The sequence below is a fragment of the Tenacibaculum aiptasiae genome, assembly GCF_008806755.1.
Lineage (GTDB): Bacteria > Bacteroidota > Bacteroidia > Flavobacteriales > Flavobacteriaceae > Polaribacter > Polaribacter aiptasiae.
The window spans coordinates 316,102-336,544 of the sequence record NZ_WAAU01000024.1; the positions used below are offsets into that span (position 1 = coordinate 316,102).

The 20,443-nt window shown below is 29.7% G+C and carries 20 protein-coding genes; 9 read left to right on the forward strand and 11 right to left on the reverse strand.

The annotated features are described in order from the left end of the window. Nucleotides 1-4 precede the first annotated feature (4 nt). Both F7018_RS13120 and F7018_RS13125 read right to left on the reverse strand, forming a co-directional pair. The gene (locus F7018_RS13120; protein WP_150900518.1) at nucleotides 5-994 is read right to left on the reverse strand and encodes a hypothetical protein; all 990 of its coding nucleotides are present in this window, start codon (nucleotides 992-994) and stop codon (nucleotides 5-7) included. 7 nt (nucleotides 995-1,001) lie between these two features. Continuing rightward, nucleotides 1,002-2,051 (reverse strand): hypothetical protein, encoded by a 1,050-nt coding sequence (locus tag F7018_RS13125; protein WP_150900519.1) that lies wholly within the window; start codon nucleotides 2,049-2,051, stop codon nucleotides 1,002-1,004. A 534-nt stretch (nucleotides 2,052-2,585) separates the two neighbouring features. On the opposite strand from F7018_RS13125, the gene F7018_RS13130 reads away from it, so the two are divergent. Further along, nucleotides 2,586-3,200, forward strand: a complete 615-nt coding sequence (locus tag F7018_RS13130) for a Crp/Fnr family transcriptional regulator (protein ID WP_150900520.1) — start codon at nucleotides 2,586-2,588, stop codon at nucleotides 3,198-3,200. 154 nt (nucleotides 3,201-3,354) lie between these two features. Then, nucleotides 3,355-3,966: a Crp/Fnr family transcriptional regulator gene (locus tag F7018_RS13135; RefSeq protein ID WP_150900521.1), complete on the forward strand. Its 612-nt coding sequence runs from the start codon at nucleotides 3,355-3,357 to the stop codon at nucleotides 3,964-3,966. A gap of 74 nt (nucleotides 3,967-4,040) precedes the next feature. Here F7018_RS13135 and F7018_RS13140 read toward each other — a convergent pair whose 3' ends face one another. Together F7018_RS13140 and F7018_RS13145 are read right to left on the reverse strand one after the other, a co-directional pair. Continuing rightward, entirely contained in the window at nucleotides 4,041-4,406 is a 366-nt protein-coding gene (locus tag F7018_RS13140; RefSeq protein WP_150900522.1) for a DUF3127 domain-containing protein, read from the reverse strand. An 8-nt stretch (nucleotides 4,407-4,414) separates the two neighbouring features. After that, nucleotides 4,415-5,275, reverse strand: coding sequence for a flavin reductase family protein (locus F7018_RS13145; protein ID WP_150900523.1), 861 nt, complete (start codon nucleotides 5,273-5,275; stop codon nucleotides 4,415-4,417). A gap of 78 nt (nucleotides 5,276-5,353) precedes the next feature. On the opposite strand from F7018_RS13145, the gene F7018_RS13150 reads away from it, so the two are divergent. Further along, a complete protein-coding gene (locus tag F7018_RS13150) occupies nucleotides 5,354-6,502 on the forward strand; it encodes a sensor histidine kinase (RefSeq protein WP_150900524.1) in 1,149 nt (382 codons plus the stop codon). A gap of 188 nt (nucleotides 6,503-6,690) precedes the next feature. Here the strand turns inward: F7018_RS13150 and F7018_RS13155 are convergent, their stop codons facing one another. Further along, nucleotides 6,691-7,083: an HIT family protein gene (locus tag F7018_RS13155; RefSeq protein WP_150900525.1), complete on the reverse strand. Its 393-nt coding sequence runs from the start codon at nucleotides 7,081-7,083 to the stop codon at nucleotides 6,691-6,693. 83 nt (nucleotides 7,084-7,166) lie between these two features. Further along, entirely contained in the window at nucleotides 7,167-7,640 is a 474-nt protein-coding gene (gene greA / locus F7018_RS13160; protein ID WP_150900526.1) for a transcription elongation factor GreA, read from the reverse strand. A 108-nt stretch (nucleotides 7,641-7,748) separates the two neighbouring features. Between greA and F7018_RS13165 the strand changes: the two genes are divergently transcribed. The 5 genes from F7018_RS13165 to F7018_RS13185 all read left to right on the forward strand — a co-directional run bounded on the left by F7018_RS13165 (nucleotide 7,749) and on the right by F7018_RS13185 (nucleotide 13,256). Next, complete coding sequence (locus F7018_RS13165) at nucleotides 7,749-8,159, forward strand: Rieske (2Fe-2S) protein (RefSeq protein ID WP_150900527.1); 411 nt, start codon at nucleotides 7,749-7,751, stop codon at nucleotides 8,157-8,159. A 65-nt stretch (nucleotides 8,160-8,224) separates the two neighbouring features. After that, nucleotides 8,225-9,382 (forward strand): 5-(carboxyamino)imidazole ribonucleotide synthase, encoded by a 1,158-nt coding sequence (locus tag F7018_RS13170; protein WP_150900528.1) that lies wholly within the window; start codon nucleotides 8,225-8,227, stop codon nucleotides 9,380-9,382. A 2-nt stretch (nucleotides 9,383-9,384) separates the two neighbouring features. Next, nucleotides 9,385-9,864, forward strand: a complete 480-nt coding sequence (purE, locus tag F7018_RS13175; protein ID WP_150900529.1) for a 5-(carboxyamino)imidazole ribonucleotide mutase — start codon at nucleotides 9,385-9,387, stop codon at nucleotides 9,862-9,864. 81 nt (nucleotides 9,865-9,945) lie between these two features. Further along, complete coding sequence (locus F7018_RS13180) at nucleotides 9,946-11,970, forward strand: M3 family metallopeptidase (protein WP_150900530.1); 2,025 nt, start codon at nucleotides 9,946-9,948, stop codon at nucleotides 11,968-11,970. Nucleotides 11,971-12,035: 65 nt separating this feature from the next. Beyond that, nucleotides 12,036-13,256, forward strand: a complete 1,221-nt coding sequence (locus tag F7018_RS13185) for a carboxypeptidase-like regulatory domain-containing protein (protein ID WP_150900531.1) — start codon at nucleotides 12,036-12,038, stop codon at nucleotides 13,254-13,256. Here F7018_RS13185 and F7018_RS13190 read toward each other — a convergent pair. Further along, nucleotides 13,253-14,485, reverse strand: a complete 1,233-nt coding sequence (locus F7018_RS13190) for a glycosyltransferase (RefSeq protein ID WP_175578730.1) — start codon at nucleotides 14,483-14,485, stop codon at nucleotides 13,253-13,255. The two genes, F7018_RS13185 and F7018_RS13190, sit on opposite strands and share 4 nt — an antisense overlap. 114 nt (nucleotides 14,486-14,599) lie before the next feature. Here F7018_RS13190 and lpdA point away from each other — a divergent pair, with 114 nt between their 5' ends. Continuing rightward, the gene (gene lpdA / locus F7018_RS13195; protein WP_150900532.1) at nucleotides 14,600-16,000 is read left to right on the forward strand and encodes a dihydrolipoyl dehydrogenase; all 1,401 of its coding nucleotides are present in this window, start codon (nucleotides 14,600-14,602) and stop codon (nucleotides 15,998-16,000) included. A 143-nt stretch (nucleotides 16,001-16,143) separates the two neighbouring features. Here lpdA and F7018_RS13200 read toward each other — a convergent pair whose 3' ends face one another. The 4 genes from F7018_RS13200 to lptC form a co-directional block, all read right to left on the reverse strand. Then, nucleotides 16,144-18,261, reverse strand: coding sequence for a peptidylprolyl isomerase (locus tag F7018_RS13200; protein ID WP_150900533.1), 2,118 nt, complete (start codon nucleotides 18,259-18,261; stop codon nucleotides 16,144-16,146). Nucleotides 18,262-18,372: 111 nt separating this feature from the next. Beyond that, nucleotides 18,373-19,665 carry a hemolysin family protein gene (locus tag F7018_RS13205; RefSeq protein ID WP_150900534.1) on the reverse strand — a complete coding sequence of 431 codons (1,293 nt, stop codon included), beginning with the start codon at nucleotides 19,663-19,665 and terminating at the stop codon, nucleotides 18,373-18,375. Next, nucleotides 19,665-19,862: a hypothetical protein gene (locus F7018_RS13210; protein ID WP_150900535.1), complete on the reverse strand. Its 198-nt coding sequence runs from the start codon at nucleotides 19,860-19,862 to the stop codon at nucleotides 19,665-19,667. Before F7018_RS13210 ends, F7018_RS13205 begins: the two co-directional genes overlap by 1 nt. Further along, the gene (gene lptC / locus F7018_RS13215; RefSeq protein WP_150900536.1) at nucleotides 19,862-20,434 is read right to left on the reverse strand and encodes an LPS export ABC transporter periplasmic protein LptC; all 573 of its coding nucleotides are present in this window, start codon (nucleotides 20,432-20,434) and stop codon (nucleotides 19,862-19,864) included. Before lptC ends, F7018_RS13210 begins: the two co-directional genes overlap by 1 nt. Nucleotides 20,435-20,443: the final 9 nt, after the last annotated feature.

The window sequence follows — 20,443 nt, forward strand, 5'->3', positions numbered from 1 at the left end:
TTCTTTATTTATTTTTTGTTGATTTTATAGCTTCTTTTATCGCTGTCAATTCTTTTAACAACTTCTCTATTTTTTCTTCTTGAGCTATTGTATGTAATGTAAGTTCTTCAACTTTTTCTACTAAAACTGTGTTTACTTGTTTTATATCCATTCCATTAGCAAGTACTTCAGCTTCAGACGGCATATTTGGTAAATGCTTATTTTCTTTTATATAAGTAGCAACTTCTTTCAAAGGCATTAACTTATAATCTTTAGAAAAAACATAATCTGGAAACGATCCTACATTTAATACCACTCTATCTAAAGTTAAAACTCCATTTTCTAAAGATGCCATTTCATTATTACTACCATTAATAAAACTTATCTTTTCATTGGTACCATGCCCTAAATTAAGTCGACCTGTAGTTTGGTTATAAGAAACACTTCCTAATGTACCTTGTTGAAACTGGACATTATCAGATGTAATTCTTTGATTAAACACTCCTGTATTAATTGTTAAAACACCATCGTGAATCTTTGCCATTTCACTATTAGCACTGTTTCTAAAAGAAATAATATCATCTCCATTATTATCTACATCTGGATGTAGTATTATTGGTCCCCAGCTCTGATACTCTCCACCATCTACTCTCACATTTTTATTTTTTATGTGAATTCCTTCTGTTGGAGTTATACCTATACCTATTTTTGAAAATTTACCATTGCCAGACACCTCAAAATCAGAATAAATATTAGTCTTTTTGTAAAAAACTGCTGACTCATTAAAGTTTACTCTATCAGAAAAATGAGTAGGCACATAAAACCTATTATATCCTGGGTAGAATGCAGCCATTTTTTTGTTTGCTGCATAAAATCGTATTCCTTCATAATATGTTGGATCTGCGTCAGTATCTGCTTTTATATCTATTCCACGAACAGTTCCAATTACATGCTGAGCTTGTGCAATACTAATTCCAAACAATAACAAACCTGTTAGCGTAATTTTTTTAATCATTCTGAAACTAATTTTTGGTTGAGTTATATTGTTGCTCAATTTTTGATAATCTTTCTAAAAGAGCTTGCATCTTTTTTTCAGTCTCTTTTGATTTCTTTTCAACTACTTTCAATTCATTTAAAAGTGTATCTATTTTTTCTTCTTGTGAAATTGTATGCAACGTAAGCTCTTCTACTTTTTCTACTAAAACAGTATTAATTTGTTTTATATCCATTCCTTTAGCTATTACTTCAGCTTCCGATGGCATATTAGGTAAATGTTTGTTTTCTTGAATATAAGCAGCAACTTCCTTTAAAGGCATTAACTCATAATTTTTTGAGAAAACATAATCTGGAAACGAACCTACATTTAACACTACTCTATCTAAAGTTAAAACTCCATTTTGTAGAAATGCCATTTCGTTATTACTTCCATTTAGGAATGTTATTTTTCCATTAATACCATGCCCCAAACTAAGTCTACCTGTACTTTGTGTATAGGAAACACTACCTAAATTACCTTCTGTAGCAGAAATACTATTATTAAAAACTCCTCTATTAGTTGTTAGGACACCATCATGAATCTTAGCCATCTCACCGTTGGCACTATTTCTAAAAGAAATAATATCATCTCCTGTATTATCTACATCTGGGTGGAATATTAACGCTCCCCAACTTTGATATTCACCATTATCAACTCTAACGTTTTGGTTTTTTACATGTATTGCTTGTTGTGGAGTAACACCAATACCTATTCTTGAAAACGTACTATTTCCTGAAGCACTTAAACCACTATTAAAGTTTGCTGCTCTTGCAAAAAAAGCATCGCCATCTGCATAAAAACGTCCTTTGGCTCTTAACTCTCTATTAGCTTTAAAGTTTACCTCAGAAATATTACCTGTTGTAAACGACCTAAAGGTGGTTATTGTTCCACCTCCTACTCCTCCATTAATAAATAATCCTTCGGATCCTTGATGACTTCCATCTTTATCGAAATAAATAATGTGTGTACTTCCTTGCGCTTTCAAATTGAAGCTAGCTAGTAATAATGCACCTAGCAAAAAAATTGTTTTTTTCATTAATCTTTATTTATGGTTATTAATTTTAACTAACACTTAGTTAATTTCAAGTCCACAAAATTGAGATAACAAAAACCATTTGATTTAACAGAAGTCACGATTTGACTTGTATCAAAAATTGATTTACATCACATTAAGCATCTGTTTATAAGATATTCACTAGTAATTTCAACTAAAAGAGTTACCAAATTCAATCTTAAACAATTCAGGTAGTGTTTTTTTAATATAAAATTAACATTTATTTAACATTTTATACTAAATTCGTCTTTATTAGAATATTAATCCCCTAAAAATTAATACTTATGAATAAAAAATTACTTTCTTTTTTTCAAAATAAAACAAGCAAACTATTGCTAAGCCCTTTCTATTCCTAAACTATAAGTAATACTTATGCCTTATAAGTATTTAGTATGAAGAGAATATAGGGTTTTCTTTTTACGTACTGTTTAAAATATATTGTAAGAACACAATATAATTTACTACTAAATAACCGCTTATAGATTTAAGCAATAATTAATTGTAAAATAATTTATAATGATTTTAAAGTCCCTCATCAATTGTAAAGAATCAACAGTTAGATTAATTCAATCTACTGCTATAAAAAAGAAATATATCACAGGCGATCCTATCTTATTAAAAGATGTACCTATCAATCATAGTGCTATTATAATTAAAGGTGTTTTAAAAGCACATTTAGATCAAGATGATAGCTCATTACTATTATATCACATTTCACCAAAAAACAATCCACTTATAGTGTTAATGAATATGACAGAAAATCAAGCTTCTCCTATTTCTATAACTGCAATAGAAGATAGCACTCTGTTATGGGTACCAAATGATAAAGTTTCAGAATGGGAAAGTAATTGCTTATCTTTTAAAAAAGCTATTATTAACTCTAGTGAACATAACATTAGTACTATGGTTTACAGGCTTCAAAACCTATTAACACATTCATTGGAAAACAGGCTATTTTATTACTTAAAAAATAAGTCTAATATCTACGAACAAAAAGACATTCGTATATCTAGAGCTGAAATTTCTTCAGACTTAAAAACTCCGAAAGCTTCAATTTCTAGAGCTATAAAACGTTTAGAAAATCAACATAAAATAATTGGAAAACCTAGGTCTATACAATTAGTTGTATAAACCTACATTTAAAATAAATTACTATTTAACAGAGGTTTGTATGTTTTAATTGCAAGCCTCTAAAAGTCTACTACCCCTTAATTATTTCAAATAAATGCTAACTAACTATTAATCTAGGATACTACCTAGGTTAGACAATCAACAAACTAAATTTATGCTAAAAAATTTACCACTGTCTAAAGAGGTAATCGACCTATTGAAAAACTATGGAACAATATTACACTACGAAAAAGGGTATTTATTACAAGACTGTAATCGTTTTGATCAAGGGGTTTGTATTTTAATTTCTGGAATCGTTAAAATGTCTGTTAAACACAATGATAAAAAAATACTTTTATATCACTTAGATTGTAGTAAACCTATAATTATGAATTATACGAATACTCCAAATATATCTTCAGATGTAATTTGCAGTACTGTTATAAAAGATACCACTATTTTAAACATTCCAAATGATTTATTTTTAGAACTGACAAGCACCTATATTGAGCTTAGAGATTTTATGATTACTTCTTTCCAATTTCATTACATGAACATTATAAATAAAACTCAAGAAATTAGTAATCAAACATTGGAAGAACTCTTGTTAAGCTATATAAAAACAAAATCTAGGTTATATAAAAGCGTAGAGATTAAAATACCTCTTTTAGAAATATCTGAAGATTTAAATTTTTCAAGAGAAGCAATTTCAAGAGGTTTAAAAAACTTAGAAAACAATGAAAAAATTATTCGAAAAACGAGATCTATAGTATTATTAAACAATTAATTTTATAAAACAAAAAACCTATGAATTTTCATTCATAGGTTTTTGTATATAACACCTTATTTAACTTTTTTATATTAAAAAGGTAAATCGTCTGGTTCGTTAGCTGATAAATCTGGAGCTGGTTCAAATTGTCCTGCAGGAGGTGTACCTTGAGGCGCAGATTGTGCTAAGTTTTCGATTCTCCATCCTTGAATAGAATTGAAATATTTAGCAACTCCTTCTGGATTAATCCACTCTCTACCTCTTAAATTAATAGATACTTTAACATCTTGACCAACTGAAAAGTTATTTAAAACATCACATTTATCCTGTACAAATTCAATTAAAAGCATTTGTGGATACTGCTCATCTGTAGTAACAACCATTTCTCTCTTTCTAAACCCACTAGCCCCAAATGTTTGAGTTTCGTTAATTAATTTAATCTTCCCTATAACTTCCATATTCTTATCTATTTAATTAAAAGTACCTTCCACGCACTTTCTACATCATTTTTTTGTAAATAATCTTGTGCAAATGTATGTCTTTTTTCAATTGAAAGCGAAATATATTCTGGATGTTCTTTACCAAAGTTATTAACAGCTTCTTCGTTTGGTAACTGCTCTACATTCCCTAGCATCCCTAAATTATTCCCCGTTAAAACAGTACTATTTCTTATTTTTTCTGGAATTTGATCAACCCCAATTCCTAATGTTGAAATAGGTTTAGGAATTTCAAAAAAACCATCTCTTGCTCTTGAATAGTAACTACCTCCTGCTCTTGCTACTAAATCTATTTTATGTTGATCTATACTTCCATCTTCAGCTATTACATTTTCATTTACATGAAGTTTAACCACTTCACAAACAATTAAATTTCCGGCTCCTCCTTCTGTTCCTGTATAAATAATATCGGTTACTTTGCATTCAAACTGTACTGGTGATTCTGCTACACGAAATGGTTTTACCTTATCAGAGGCTAACATGGTTAGTCCTGCCTTTTCAAACTCATTAACTCCTTTTGGATACATTGTACTACTCAATGACATTTGTTGTACCATGTCGTAATTAACTACGTTAATAACCACTTCTCTTGTTTCTTCTACATTATCTAAAGTATGCTTTGTTTTATTTCCTCTTACACTTCTAGCTGGAGAGAAAATCATCATAGGTGGATTAGCTCCAAAAACATTAAAAAAACTAAATGGTGATAAATTAGGATTTCCGTCTTTATCAATTGTACTTGCAAAAGCAATTGGTCTTGGGGCAATAGCGCCAAGTAAATAACTATGTAATTTTCCTGTAGGTAAATCTTTAGGATCTAATGATAACATGCTGTTTTTTATTTTTAATGTAAATATACTACGGTTTTACAAATTAAGTTATTATACAGAATAGTTTATATTTGACTAATGACTTTTTTTAAGAATACTTATTGGGTTAAACGGATTGCCATTGTCATATCCCTTTTAATCGTTTCATTTATTTTGTGGAACACTTATATTTTCTTTCAAAAATTTAAAGAAGAAGAGCGAGGTAAAATTGAAATTTATGCAACTGCTATTAAAGAACTTGCCTCTAATCCTGATTTGAATGACAATACAAATCTGATAAACAAAGTTTACGAAACTATTGAAGACATCCCAACTATTCTAGTTAATAAAGATGGAAGCATCAATTTATATAGAAATTTAGATTCTATAAAATCTAAAAACCCTAAGTATTTACAAAAGCAATTAACTATAATGAAAAGTCAAAACGCCCCAATAGTTATTGAATACTTTGGCTTTACACAATATCTTTATTATAGAAACTCAGATTTATTATACAAGCTTAAATACTATCCATTAGCTTTACTTCTTATTTTAGGGCTTTTCTTAACTATTATTTACATGGTTTATAAGTCGAGTAAGGTAGCCGAACAAAATAAACTTTGGACAGGTATGGCCAAAGAAACTGCTCATCAAATTGGTACGCCTTTATCTTCTTTATTAGGTTGGATTGCTATTTTACGTACAGAAAATGTTGATGAAGATTATATTATAGAAATAGAAAAAGATGTTGATCGTTTAAGTACTATTGCTAATCGATTTTCTAAAATTGGTTCTTTACCAAAATTAACAGCACATAATATTATTTCAATAACTGAAACTGCTTTTAATTATTTACGCTCAAGAAGTTCTAAACAAATTAATTTCACTTTTTCTTCAAATAAAAATGAGCTTATAACACAGTTAAATGCTGAATTGTATGGTTGGGTTATAGAAAATTTAGTAAAAAATGCTATCGATGCAATGCAAGGAAAAGGTAGTATTTCATTAGAAATAAAAGACACCAATAAATTTGTGAAAATTATAGTATCAGATTCGGGAAAAGGGATCCAAAAATCACAATTTAAACAAATATTCAAGCCAGGTTTTACAACTAAAAAACGTGGTTGGGGATTAGGGTTATCTCTTTCTAAACGAATTATAGAAGATTACCATAACGGGAAAATATCGGTTCTAAAATCAGAAATAGGAAAAGGTACTACTTTTGAAATTCAATTAAATAAAATGTAATTTATTCTTTTCTTTTAAGATAACCCATATAAAATTCCAACTAGTATCCATATAGGTAATGATATTAAAACCTTTTTTATTGTTATTGACTCTTTAGTAAAAAAAGGAAAAATAAAGCTTATCATTATAAACATTATTCCTCCCCAAATTAAATCAGTTTTTACTCACTTTTTCATGAGCTTTTATAATTATTCAAAATTATTTGAAATACCTGCTGCTAACTCTACAAACTCTTCGTTAGATAATTTTACTTTTTCAATAAACTGAATATCGCTCATCGTATTTAATGGGATTAGATGCACATGTACATGAGGTACTTCTAAACCAATTACACTCATTCCAACACGTTTACATGGTATTGTTTTTTCAATCGCTTTTGCTACTCGATAAGAAAAAGACATCAATCCATCATACTCTTCTTTAGATAAATCGAACAACTTATTTTCTTCTCTTTTAGGAATTACTAAAGTATGTCCTTTAGCATTTGGATTGATATCTAAAAAAGCAAAATAATTTTCATCCTCTGCTATTTTATATGATGGAATTTCTCCTGATACTATCTTTGTAAAAATACTAGCCATAATTTTATATTTTGTATGCTTGTAAAAATAAAAAAAGTGCTGCAATAGCAACACTTTAATTGATAATAATATTTTTAAAAAGATTAACGAGAAATCTCCATAATTTCAAAGTTCATAATTCCATTAGGTACTTTAATCTCTGCTATTTCACCTACTTTTTTACCTAATAATCCTTTACCAATTGGTGAATTTACAGATAACTTACCGTTTCTTACGTCAGTTTCAGAATCGGCAACTAAAGTATAAGAGAACTCCATACCGTTAGCTGTATTTTTGATTTTAACAACAGAGTGTATCAATATTTTAGAGGTATCTAATTGGCTCTCATCAATAACACGTGCACTTGCTACTACATTTTTTAATTTAGCTATCTTAAATTCTAACAAAGATTGTTCTTCCTTAGCTGCATGGTACTCTGCATTCTCACTTAAATCACCTTTATCACGAGCATCTGCAATTTCTTGAGACACACGTGGTCTTTCAACTTGCTCTAAATGAGCTAGCTCTTCTTTTAATTTTTTTAATCCTTCTTCAGTATAATATGATACTCCACTCATAACTTATAAATTTAAAAATCTCACACCGATAGGAATGAGATTGTATAACAAATGTACAAAATATTTGTAAATTCGTAGCGTTACATAAACAACTCTATTTAAAAAACAATGAAAAAATTATTTTATCTATTTATTCTTTTAATTAGCTTAGGCTGTAGTGATAATACACCTGTAAACAATTGTTTTAATGGAGTAACTGTAAATACTATAATCGATTTAACACTACCTGAATTTCAAGGTCTATTAGTTCCTAGTGGAAGCTCACAAAACATAATACAAGGTAGAAATATTTATATTTTTAGAACAGGTAATACTGGTTATAGAGCTTTTGACAGACAATGTCCAGAAGCTACTTGTAATTCTTTAATGACATTTGATGGTATTCATATTAAATGCCCTTGTGATAATAAAAAATATAATTACTTAGCGGGTGGAGCCCCAATAGATAACTCTGGTTGTAATGCTTTAATGTATTTTGTTACACAAATTAACAGCACACAGTTAAGAATATCTCGTTAATTCTATTTGTACTATTATTAAGATTCTTATTTTTGCGTTAACAACAACACAATAAAATATTTATCTTGAAAAATTATTTTTCTTCAGGTTTTAAATTGGGCGTTCTTGGTGGCGGTCAATTAGGAAGGATGCTGCTTTCCGAAACTCAAAAATTTGATATTTACACAGCTATTTTAGATCCCAATAAAGAGGCGCCTTGTGCTAGAATTTGTAATGAATTTCATCAAGGAGATTTATTAGATTTTGATACCGTTTATAATTTTGGAAAAAAAGTAGATGCTTTAACCATTGAAATTGAAAATGTAAATATTGATGCTCTTGACAAACTTGAAACAGAAGGTTTAACTATCTACCCAAAACCATCTAATTTAAGAGTTATTCAAAGCAAAGCACGTCAAAAAACCTTTTACACAGACAACAACATACCTACTGCAAGTTTTTCGCATTATGCTTTTTTAGAAGAATTAAAACATTCTTACGAAAACAATATTATTGAATTTCCTTTTGTATGGAAAGCTGCTCGTTTTGGCTATGATGGAAATGGTGTAAAAGTAGTTCGTAATTATGATGATTTACAGTCATTACCAGATGGTGAATGTATTGCCGAAAAATTAATTCCTTTTAAAAACGAATTAGCTGTAATTGTTGCTCGAAATTCTGATGGTGAAACAAGTACTTACCCTGTAGTCGAAATGGAATTTCATCCAGAGGCAAATCAAGTAGAATATGTAATTTGTCCTGCAAGAATTGATAACAACATAGCCGAAAGAGCTCAAGAAGTTGCTTTAAAAGTAGCTAATGCTTTTGAATTCGTTGGTTTACTTGCTGTGGAAATGTTTTTAACTGAAAATGACGAAATTTTAGTTAATGAAGTCGCTCCTAGAACGCATAATTCTGGACATTACTCAATTGAAGCTAGTTATACAAATCAGTTCGAACAACATTTAAGAAGTATCTTAAATCTTCCTTTAGGAAACACAGAAAGTAAAGTTGCTGGTATTATGGTTAACTTAGTTGGTGCTGAAGGTTATACAGGAGAAGTTGTGTACGAAAATATTGAAGATATTTTGAAAATAGATGGTGTGACTCCACATATATATGGAAAGAAAATCACCAAACCTTTTCGTAAAATGGGGCACGTAACTATTGTAAATGAAGATATAAATAAAGCGAGAGAAATCGCTCAACAAGTAAAAGAAACTATTAAAGTAATTAGTAAATAATTATGGTAGGAATTATAATGGGAAGTGATTCAGATCTTCCAATCATGCAAGAAGCAATTGATATTTTAGAAAGTTTCGATATCCAAATAGAAGTAGATATTGTTTCTGCTCATAGAACTCCAGAAAAATTAGTTGACTATTCAAAAAATGCACATTCACGAGGAATAAAAGTAATTATTGCAGGAGCTGGAGGAGCTGCCCATTTACCAGGAATGGTAGCAAGTATGAGTCCTTTACCTGTTATTGGTGTTCCAGTAAAAAGTAGAAACTCAATTGATGGGTGGGATTCTGTTTTATCAATCTTACAAATGCCTGGTGGTGTCCCTGTAGCTACTGTTGCTCTTGATGGTGCTAAAAATGCAGGGATTTTAGCAGCACAAATTATTGGTGCTTCTGATAAATGTGTATTAGATAAAATTATAGCCTACAAAGAAGGCTTAAAACTTAAAGTTGAAAAAGCTTCTGAAAGAGTAAAAAAATAAGTAATTTAGTACATTACATATATAGAAACCTCACAGATATTAGATTTGTGAGGTTTCCTCAATTATTAAAATGAATTTTTCATGACAAAAAATCCGCTATTACAAGATTTTAATACAGCTCCTTTTTCTAAAATAAATACAGATCATTATAAACCTGCTATTAAAAAAGCTATTGAATTAGCTAAAGATGAAATTAATGCAATTGCTGAAAACCCAGAAAAAGCTACTTTTCAAAACACTACTGAGGCCTTAGATTATACTGGTGAAAAATTAGATAGAATTACTTCTATTTTCTTTAATTTAAATTCAGCTGAAACCAACACTGCAATTCAAGAAATAGCTAAAGATATTTCTCCTTGGTTAAGTGAATTCAAGAATGATACGATTTTAAATGAAACTTTATTTAATAGAGTAAAAATAATTTATGACCAAAAAGATTCTTTAGAATTAACTCCAGAACAAACTATGCTATTAGAAAAACAATACAAAGGTTTTTCTAGAAATGGCGCCAATTTAAATGAAAAAGAAAAAACAGAGTTGCGAAAATTAGATGCTGAACTTGCCAAATTATCTTTACAATTTGGAGAAAATGTATTGGCTGAAACCAATGCTTTTGAAATGCATTTAATAAATGAAGAGGATGTTAAAGGATTACCTGAAAGTACAAAAGAAGCTGCTAAAGAATTAGCCAAATCAAAAGAAAAAGAAGGATGGCTTATTACATTAGATTATCCTAGTTATATTCCTTTTATGACCTATGCTGACAATAGAGAACTTAGAAAAAAGCTAGCTATTGCAATGGGGAAAAAAGGGTTTCAAAAAAATGATTTCAACAATGAAGAAATTGTTTTAAAAATAGTAATTCTTCGACATAAGCGAGCTAATTTATTAGGTTATAAAACACATGCGCATTTTGTTTTAGAAGAACGAATGGCTGAAAGTCCAGAAAAGGTACTAAACTTTTTAAATGAATTATTAGAAAAAGCAAAACCAGCCGCTAAAAAGGAATTTGAAAACTTAGAAATCTATGCTAAAAAATTAGATAATATTGATCAACTTCAAAAGTGGGACTCGGCCTATTATTCAGAAAAATTAAAAAAAGAATTATTTAGTTTAGACCAAGAATTACTAAAACCTTATTTCAAATTAGAAAATGTAATTGATGGAGTTTTTGAAATCTCAGGTAAATTATTCGATTTACAATTTGAAGAAATCGATTCTATTGATAAGTACCATGAGGATGTAAAAACCTATGCTGTATCTGATTCTAAAGGAAATTTCATTTCTCATCTTTATGCTGATTTTCACCCTAGACCAGGAAAAAGAAATGGAGCTTGGATGACTTCATACAAATCGCAACAAATAAAAAAAGGAGTTAATGAAAGGCCACAAGTTTCTATTGTTTGTAATTTTACCAAACCAACTGAAACTAAGCCTTCATTATTAACTTTTAATGAAGTTACTACGCTATTTCATGAATTTGGTCATGCTTTACATGGAATGTTAGCCAATACTACTTATAATAGCTTATCTGGAACATCTGTTTCTTGGGATTTTGTAGAATTACCTAGTCAAGTTTTAGAAAACTGGTGTTACGAAAAAGAAGCTTTAGAATTGTTTGCAAAACACTACGAAACAGGAGAAACCATCCCTATGGAATATGTTACTAAAATTAAAGAATCTGCTAGCTTTCATGAAGGTATGCAAACTTTACGTCAATTAAGCTTTGGTTTATTAGATATGAGTTGGCATGGAGGAGCTTCACCTCAAAATATTTCTTCGATAAAAGACTTTGAAACAAAAGCATTTTCTGAAACTCAATTATATCCTAATGTAGCCGAAAATTGTATGAGTACTGCTTTTTCTCATATTTTTCAAGGAGGTTATTCTGCAGGTTATTATTCTTATAAATGGGCAGAAGTTTTAGATGCCGATGCTTTTGAATATTTCTTAGAAAAAGGAATTTTCAATAAAGAAGTTGCTAATAAATTTAAAGACAACGTACTTTCTAAAGGAGGTACAGAAAAACCTATGAATTTATATGTTCGTTTTAGAGGAAAAGAGCCTAAGCCTGATGCATTATTAAAACGAGCTGGGTTGATTTAACACTAAATAACATTACTTCTTTTTAAAGAAAAAAATAAGTCCCTATTTTTATAAAAATTTATTTTATGAAAAAGGGATTTATTCTTTATTGTCTATTTACTTTTATTTCAATTTATAGTTTTTCTCAAACTAAAATTTCAGGAAAAATTATTTCCAAAGACAATGAAAATATAGAAGGAGCTTCTGTATATCTTAACAATACTACAATTGGCAGTATTACCAATAATAATGGTGAATTTCAATTAAAAGCTCCTAAAGGAAACTATACTCTTATAATTTCTTTCTTAGGATATAAAATTGAACAAATTCCTATAACTACTTCAAACAATCCTATTTCTCTCAACATTACTCTTAAAGAAGAAGATACTTTGTTAGATGAAGTAGTTGTTCATAAAACTAAATATGACGATGAGTGGAAATATAATTTAGCTAGGTTTAAAGAAACATTTTTAGGAAGAACATCACTAGCTGAAAAATGTATAATTCAAAACCCTAAATCACTACACTTTGAATTTGATAGAAAAACAAATAGTTTAACTGCATTTGCAAAAGAGCCTTTAAAAATAAAACATAAAGGTCTTGGTTATTTAATCACTTACGATTTAATTCACTTTGAAATAAAAGGTAAACAATTATTTTTTAGCGGATATTCACGTTATGAGAACTTAAAAAAATCTATTAAAAAGAAATGGAAACAAAATAGATTAGAAACCTATAACGGTTCTCGTATGCATTTTTTAAGAAGCTTGCTTGCTAAAAACTTAAAAAAAGAGGGCTTTATAATAAACCAATTTAAACGAGTTTTAAACCCTGAAAGACCTTCGGAAGAAAAAATACAAATGGCTCGTGAATTAATTAGGCTACACAACAAAAACATTAATCTTTCAAAAAAAGTAACAACTCCGAAAACACCATTGGATAGTGCTTTAGTTACCCTTAGAAAAAGTCGACTAACAAAATACAGAGATTACTTATACAAAAGAAATATCCCTTACAAAGACATGATTGAACACATTGAAAACAAACCTTTTTTAAGCTTTGAAAACTACCTTTCTATTACCTACACTAAAGAACCTGAAGAAGATAAATATTTGATTGGTATGTTTGGAAGGCGTAAAAAAGCTTCTGGTGTACAAACATCAAATATTGTTTTATTAGAGAAAAAATCTCAAATTGAAAATTCTGGAATTTTATTAAATCCACATGCAATTTTCAATGAAGGATATTGGGCTTTTGAATCTTTTGCAAACATGCTTCCGCTAGATTATCAGCCTCTTAAAAACTAATTCTTATTTTTTTCTTCAATCCACTTACTCATATATTTTGTAGCTTTAAGTGTTTGGTATTGTATTAAGTTTCCAAAAAAATTATGTGTGCGGTGAGTATCTAAATTCTCTTGAAGTTCTTCTATTTGATTTAGAAAAAGAAAACCTATTTTTTCTTTGTCATAAATTTGATTTATGATATCAATTCCTTTTTTCTGAGACTCTTCCCATACTTTTTTATCTGAGTAAAGTAATACTGCTTTATTTGAAAATTCATCCAAATTTGATTCAATAAAACCGTTCCATGGAAAATCTTCATGCATGCCTTCTGCTCCGATTAAAGTAGTTACAGATGGTGTTCCAGTAATCATAGCTTCCGTTAGCTTTCCTTTGATACCTGCTCCAAAACGAATAGGTGCTAAAACTACTCTAGAATTACTAATTACTTCAATTGCATCGTCTGTAAAACCTTTTACTAAAAATCCTTCTTGTGGTTTATTCAATTGCTTTATTTGTTGCGTTGCATAAGCTCCATAAATATGTATTTCTGCTTTGGGTAGTTGCTTTCTTATCTTTTCCCAAACGTGTTTTTTTAATTCTAAAACTGTATCTACATTTGGGACATGAAAGTAGTTACCTATAAAAACAAAATGGTTTCTTTTTTCAAAAGACTTCCAGTCCTTTATTTTATTATCATCTATTCTATCTAATAAAAATGGAAGGTGGTACAATAAACGTTCATCTATTTTAAAAACTTCCTTAAGTAATTTCATTTCATAGCTCGAAATAATCAAAGTTAAATCGCATCGTAAAATAGATGCTATCTCTCGCTTAGCATCGTCAGAATTTAACAACGCATTTTTAGAAAACTCTTCTCCTTTTTTTAACTGTTTATGACGTGTTTTTCGCAAGAAATGTAAATCTTCAGTATCTAATACACGGAGAGATTTTGGGCTGCTTTCTGCTACACGCCAACCAAATTGTTCTTCCATCATAAATCTATCAAACAATACAACATCTGGACGTAAACCTGCTATAAATTCATCAAAAGAAGAAGAATTTAACTCAATTGAAACTTCTTCAACTCCTACATTCGTTAACTCAATTGAATTTTCGGTTTTTTGGGCAGGGCTACCAAAAAGAATTTTATAATCTTGATTTTTAAAAACCTCTATAAGCTGTATCATTCTATTTCCAGCTCCAGTGGTTTTTTCTACCCAAACATACCCAATTATTAAAAGTGTTTTCATATAATTTTCAAAGGTAAAACAAATAGAATAAAACAAATCTAAAAACCTTTATTGCAAGTCAGTTAGATTGTGTAATTTTGTAGTTATAATTCTGAAATACAAAATATAAAACAGATGAAATACGATTTAATCGTTATTGGTTCTGGACCAGGTGGATATATTGCTGCCATCAGAGCTTCTCAATTAGGTTCTAAAGTTGCTATCATTGAAAAATACTCAACTTTAGGTGGTACATGTTTAAATGTTGGATGTATTCCTTCTAAAGCATTATTAGACTCTTCTCACCATTATTATGACGCTATAAAACATTTTGACGAACATGGAATTTCTGTTGAAAATCCTACGTTTGACTTTGGTAAGATGGTTGCTCGTAAAGCTAATGTTGTAGAGACTACTACTGGAGGAATCAAATATTTAATGGATAAAAACAATATTGATGTTTACGAAGGTTTAGGTTCTTTTGAGGATGCTACTCATGTAAAAGTTAGTAAAAATGATGGTACTTCAGAAGTTATTGAAGGTACAAATATCATTATTGCTACTGGTTCTAAACCATCTACATTACCTTTTATATCTATTGATAAAGAGCGTGTAATTACTTCTACTGAAGCTTTAAAATTAAAAGAAGTTCCAAAACATTTATTAGTTATTGGTGGTGGAGTTATTGGATTAGAGTTAGGTTCTGTTTATAAACGCTTAGGTGCTGATGTAACAGTTATCGAATATGCTCCTACAATTACTCCTACTATGGATAAAGATGTTTCTAAAGAGCTTACTAAAGTTTTAAAGAAACAAGGAATGAAATTTAATACAAGTCACGGTGTTACTTCTGTTGAAAGAAATGGTGATGAAGTTATTGTGAAAGCAACTAACAAAAAAGGAGAAGAAGTTACATTTACTGGTGATTACTGTTTAGTATCTGTTGGACGTAGGCCTTACACTGAAGGTTTAGCTTTAGATAAAGCTGGTGTAAAAGTTACTGAAAGAGGAATGGTTGAAGTAAATGACCATTTACAAACAAACGTTTCTAACATTTATGCTATTGGTGATGTAGTACGTGGTGCTATGTTAGCTCATAAAGCTGAAGAAGAAGGTGTTGTTGTTGCTGAGTATTTAGCTGGACAAAAGCCTCATATTGATTATAATTTAATTCCTGGTATTGTATACACTTGGCCAGAAGTTGCCGCTGTTGGTAAAACTGAACAAGAATTAAAAGATGCAGGTGTTGAATATAAAGCTGGTAAATTCTCAATGCGTGCTTTAGGGCGTTCTCGTGCTAGTGGTGACATTGATGGATTTGTAAAAGTTTTAGCTGATAAAAATACTGATGAAGTATTAGGTGTTCACATGGTTGGTGCTCGTGTAGCTGATTTAATTATGGAAGCTGCCGTAGCTATGGAATTTAGAGCTTCTGCTGAAGATTTAGCTCGTATTTGTCATGGACATCCAACGTATTCTGAAGCAGTAAAAGAAGCTGCGAAAGCTGCTTGGGATGGTAAACCATTAAACGCTTAATAAAAAGCTTTAAAACATATTTAAAAAGCAATCTCAAAAGAGATTGCTTTTTTTGTTTATACTATAAAGAGTTTTTATTTATATGATAACATAAAAAAGCCGAACGATATTCGTTCGGCTCTTTTTATTAAGTTTTCTAATCCTTATTGAATTCCGTAGAATGAACTTATGTTATCTTCAATGTTTGAAGCTTTTTTAACAGCTTCATACATTTGGAATGTTTTATTCTTTCTCTCGTTAGCTAAACGCTTTCTGTAAGTATCGTAATTTGGTAAAGCAGTTGGTAACTCTCTAGACTCAACTTCGAAAGCAAAAACTCCTTTATCACCTGATACATTCTTAATTACTTGCTTTTCTTTAGCATTTAACATTGCTCCCACAACTTTAGGCTCATAACCTACACCTGCTAAAGTTGGCGAATTTAAATTAACGTCTGCAGCATTTCTTACTATTTCATTTACAGACTTAGCAATATCAGCTAATGTAGCTCCGCTAATTTTAGCTTCTATCATTTTAGCTTTTCTTTCGTTTATTAAAATAGGACGAACTCTTGAAATTGCTTTATCTACTGGCATTAAACCTTTTTCTGTTATTCCTGTTAAAACAGCTACTACATATCCTCCTTCTATATCAAAACGTTTAAAACTTCCTTCATTTACATCATTTCCAAAAGACCAAGTAATAATTTCTCTTTCATTTCCAACTCCAGGAACTACTTCATCTAAAGACTTTAAACCTACAGCTGGTAAAGATGTTAAACTCTTCTCTTTTACTGTTTCTTCAAAATCTTTTCCATTTGCTAACTCTAAAGCAAAAGTTTCAGCATCTTGGAAAATTGCATTCTCTGTTGCTTCTGAAGCCTCTATTTTACGGCCAAAAGTTACTAACTTAACAACTGGTTGAAAATTCTTTTGACCATCAATTTTTATAACGTGGAATCCAAATGGAGATTTCACTACTCCCATATCACCTTCTTTTCCTTCAAAAACAAAGTCTCTAAAACTAGGTACCATTCTGTTATAGCTAAACCAATCGTAAAAACCACCTTTATCTGCTGATCCTTTATCAGAAGACATTTCTTTAGCTAAATCTGCAAACTTAGACTTATTAGCTTTTACTACTGCTAATAAACTATCTGCTGTTTTCTTAGCTTCTTCCTCTGTCTGAGTAACAGTTACATCTGCACTTGTAGCTCCTACAAAAGGAATTAATATGTGACTTGCTTGTGCAGAATCTGGTAATTGAGTAACCTTAGATATTTTTGAAATCTTAAAGTAATCAGCATCTTTATATGGTCCGAAAACATCTCCTTCTTTACCATTAAAAATTTCTTCAGCAATAACTTGTGGTACTTGTACTTTAAACTTATAGTTATCATCTAAAGCGATATCTGAATCGTTTTCATCTAAAAACTCTACATAATCTGTAGCATTTTTTAATCCTTTTATAACAACTCCTCTATTATCAGAATCATTAATTAATTTAGCTACTTCTTCTTTAGTTGCTGCTTCATCACCTTCAGTTGGTTTAATATCAAACTTTACAAATTTAATATCTCTTGAAGCTTCAACTTGAAAATCATTTTCATGTTTTTTGATGTAATTTTCAATATCACTCTTTTTAAGTACAACTAAACTATCTGCTATTGTAGTGTATGGTACATAAACAAATTTAGCATTAACCTTAGTGTTTTCCATTAAATATTGAGCCTCACCTTCTTTTAAAGAAGCTCCCAAACCTGCAGCTACTAAATTATCGTAAGTTGTTTTCTCAATGTTATTTTTTAAAGAAACCATATAGTTTTGCCAAGCTTTCCATTCATCACCATTAGTATCTTTAATAGATGCTAAAAACTCTTTAAATTTATTTTTATCGAATATACCTGAAGTTTCGAACCTAGGTTGATTTTGAACTGCAGGAGAATCATAAAGAGCAGTCATAATATCCTCATCTCCAACGGTGATACCAGCTTCTTCTAATTGAGTTTGATAAATTTTTTGTCTGATTAATTCATTCCAAACAGTTTTTGCTGCTTGCATTTCAGAAACTCTATTTCCAGTTTGAGCTTTATATGCATCTAAAGCTTCGGCAAATTCTTGGCGCGATATAGTTTCACCATTCACTTCCCCTACTTCATTTACTTTACTTGCATTAAAAAAATCTGATATTGTAGATGGGTCTAAAACAAATGCAAAAAGTGCTAAACCAATTACAAGAATTAAGAACATTGAGCGTTCTCTAATTTTCGATAAAATTGCCATACGTAGTTTATTTTATTAACAGTGTGCGAAAATACAATTTCACATTAAATAATGCAATGTTTTTTTTAGCTGTTTTTGAGGTAGTTTGCTACTTGAAGCTTAAATTTCTGTCTACTCTTCCTTATCCAGTACTTTCAAATAAATAGTATCAATTTTAGTAGCACTTGCGTTCAATATTTTTATTTGAAACTTATCTACTTCTAAAATTTCTTCTTGTTTTGGTATTGTTTCTGTATAATTTATGATAAAACCACCTAGAGTTTCGTAAGCTTCTTCTTTAGGTATATTTAAATCATATTCTTCGTTTAAATAATCAACTTCTAATCTTGCCGATAAATTAAATTCTTCCTCATTTAATCTTTCTTCTAACAACTCTTGATTGTCATGTTCATCTTCAATTTCTCCAAATAACTCTTCAACAATATCTTCTACAGTTATAATTCCAGATGTTCCTCCATATTCATCAACAACTACAGCAATGCTCTTTCGTTTTTTCATCAAACTATTCAAAACATCGTTTATAATCATTGATTCTGGAACAAACTCTACTGGTAACAATATTGATTTAATTGCTCTAGGCTTTTTAAATAATTCGAAAGCATTTACATAACCAAGAATATCATCTAAAGAGTTTTTATAAACTAAAATTTTAGATAAACCTGTTGAAATAAACATCTTTTTCAAATTACTTACAGATTCATGTATATCAACTGCCATGATTTCTGTACGTGGCACCATAATTTCTCTTGCTTTTACTTTATGAAACTCTAATGCATTTTGAAAAATTTGAATTTCGGAATCAACCTCTCCTTCATCATTTCCTCCATCTAATTGCTCTGAAATATAATTTCCTAATTCTTCTTTACTAAATTCTGTTTGCACTGCATCTTCTTTTGCTTTGAAAAATACACGTAAAAAGAAATCAGAGATTTTTGTAATAACCCAAGTTATTCCATAAAAAATCAAGTAAAAAATATAGGCTGGTATCACAAATACCTTTAGCATTTCATTTGCATAAATTCTAAAGATAGCCTTAGGTAAAAACTCTGCTGTAACAAGTATTACAACAGTTGATATTATTGTTTGAGTAAGTAAACTTAAATCGTCTAGTAAATAATTTATAAACGATATGTTTGTAGGTAATAATGATTGAAACCAAGTCATTAGCAATTGTCCCATAAAATAACTATAAATCACTAAAGCAACATTATTCCCTACTAACATAGTGGTAATAAACTTAGATGACTTTCTAGTTAATTTTGCTAAAATTTTAGGCAAAAGACCTTCTCTCTTTTTTTCTAGCTCAATATGTAGTTTATTGGCTGAAACAAAAGCTATTTCCATACCTGAAAAAAAGGCTGAAAATAATATAGAAGCTAAAATTATAATGACTTCAATTTGCATTAACGCTGTTTATTTCTGTTTTCTATTTTTCTTCTAAAATGTCTTTTAAAGAAAAAGATTAAGGTAATAAAGATAGCAAATCCAAACATAATAAGTGCTCCTTCTTTATCTGAACTCCATTTTAAAATTCCTTCTACTAGAAAAATTACCCCTACAACGAGGTATCCGTATTGTAAATACTTCCAAAGTGTATTCATTATATATCCTTTTGATTTACTTCGATATCGCCTGTGATATCTTTTGCTATATGTTTTGACAAATCTTCTTTTGATTCAAAACCAAACCCATTAATAATTGCATTAGGTGTTGTTAACCTAAAGCCATCTTCAGTAAAAAAGTAATGTTCTTTTTGGTCCCAAAAAAGCTGATTTGTTTCTAATTTAGTATTCTCTGTGTGGTTTATTATCACTACATCACCTCTTATTTCTGATACTTTGGTTTTGTTATAAGTCAGAGCATAATTCCCTGTGATAGTAACCGAATCTTTTCCTGTTTTATTTATTGATACTATTTTTATTCCTTTTGGAAATTCATTATAAGGATGCTCTTCTCTATTTGAAAAATCAAAAAAAACAGGTGCCTTAGTTTTTGAAGTTATTCTACCTGAATCTTTATGTATATGATAAATATTTTTAGCTGTACCCATAGGTAAATTTTTATCCGCTAAAAAGTCTCGTACTTCTTTTTTTGTATTTGTACAAGAAAAAAACATTGCTACCAAACAAATGGCAGCAATGCTATTATATATATTTACTAAAAATGATTTCATTTAAATCTA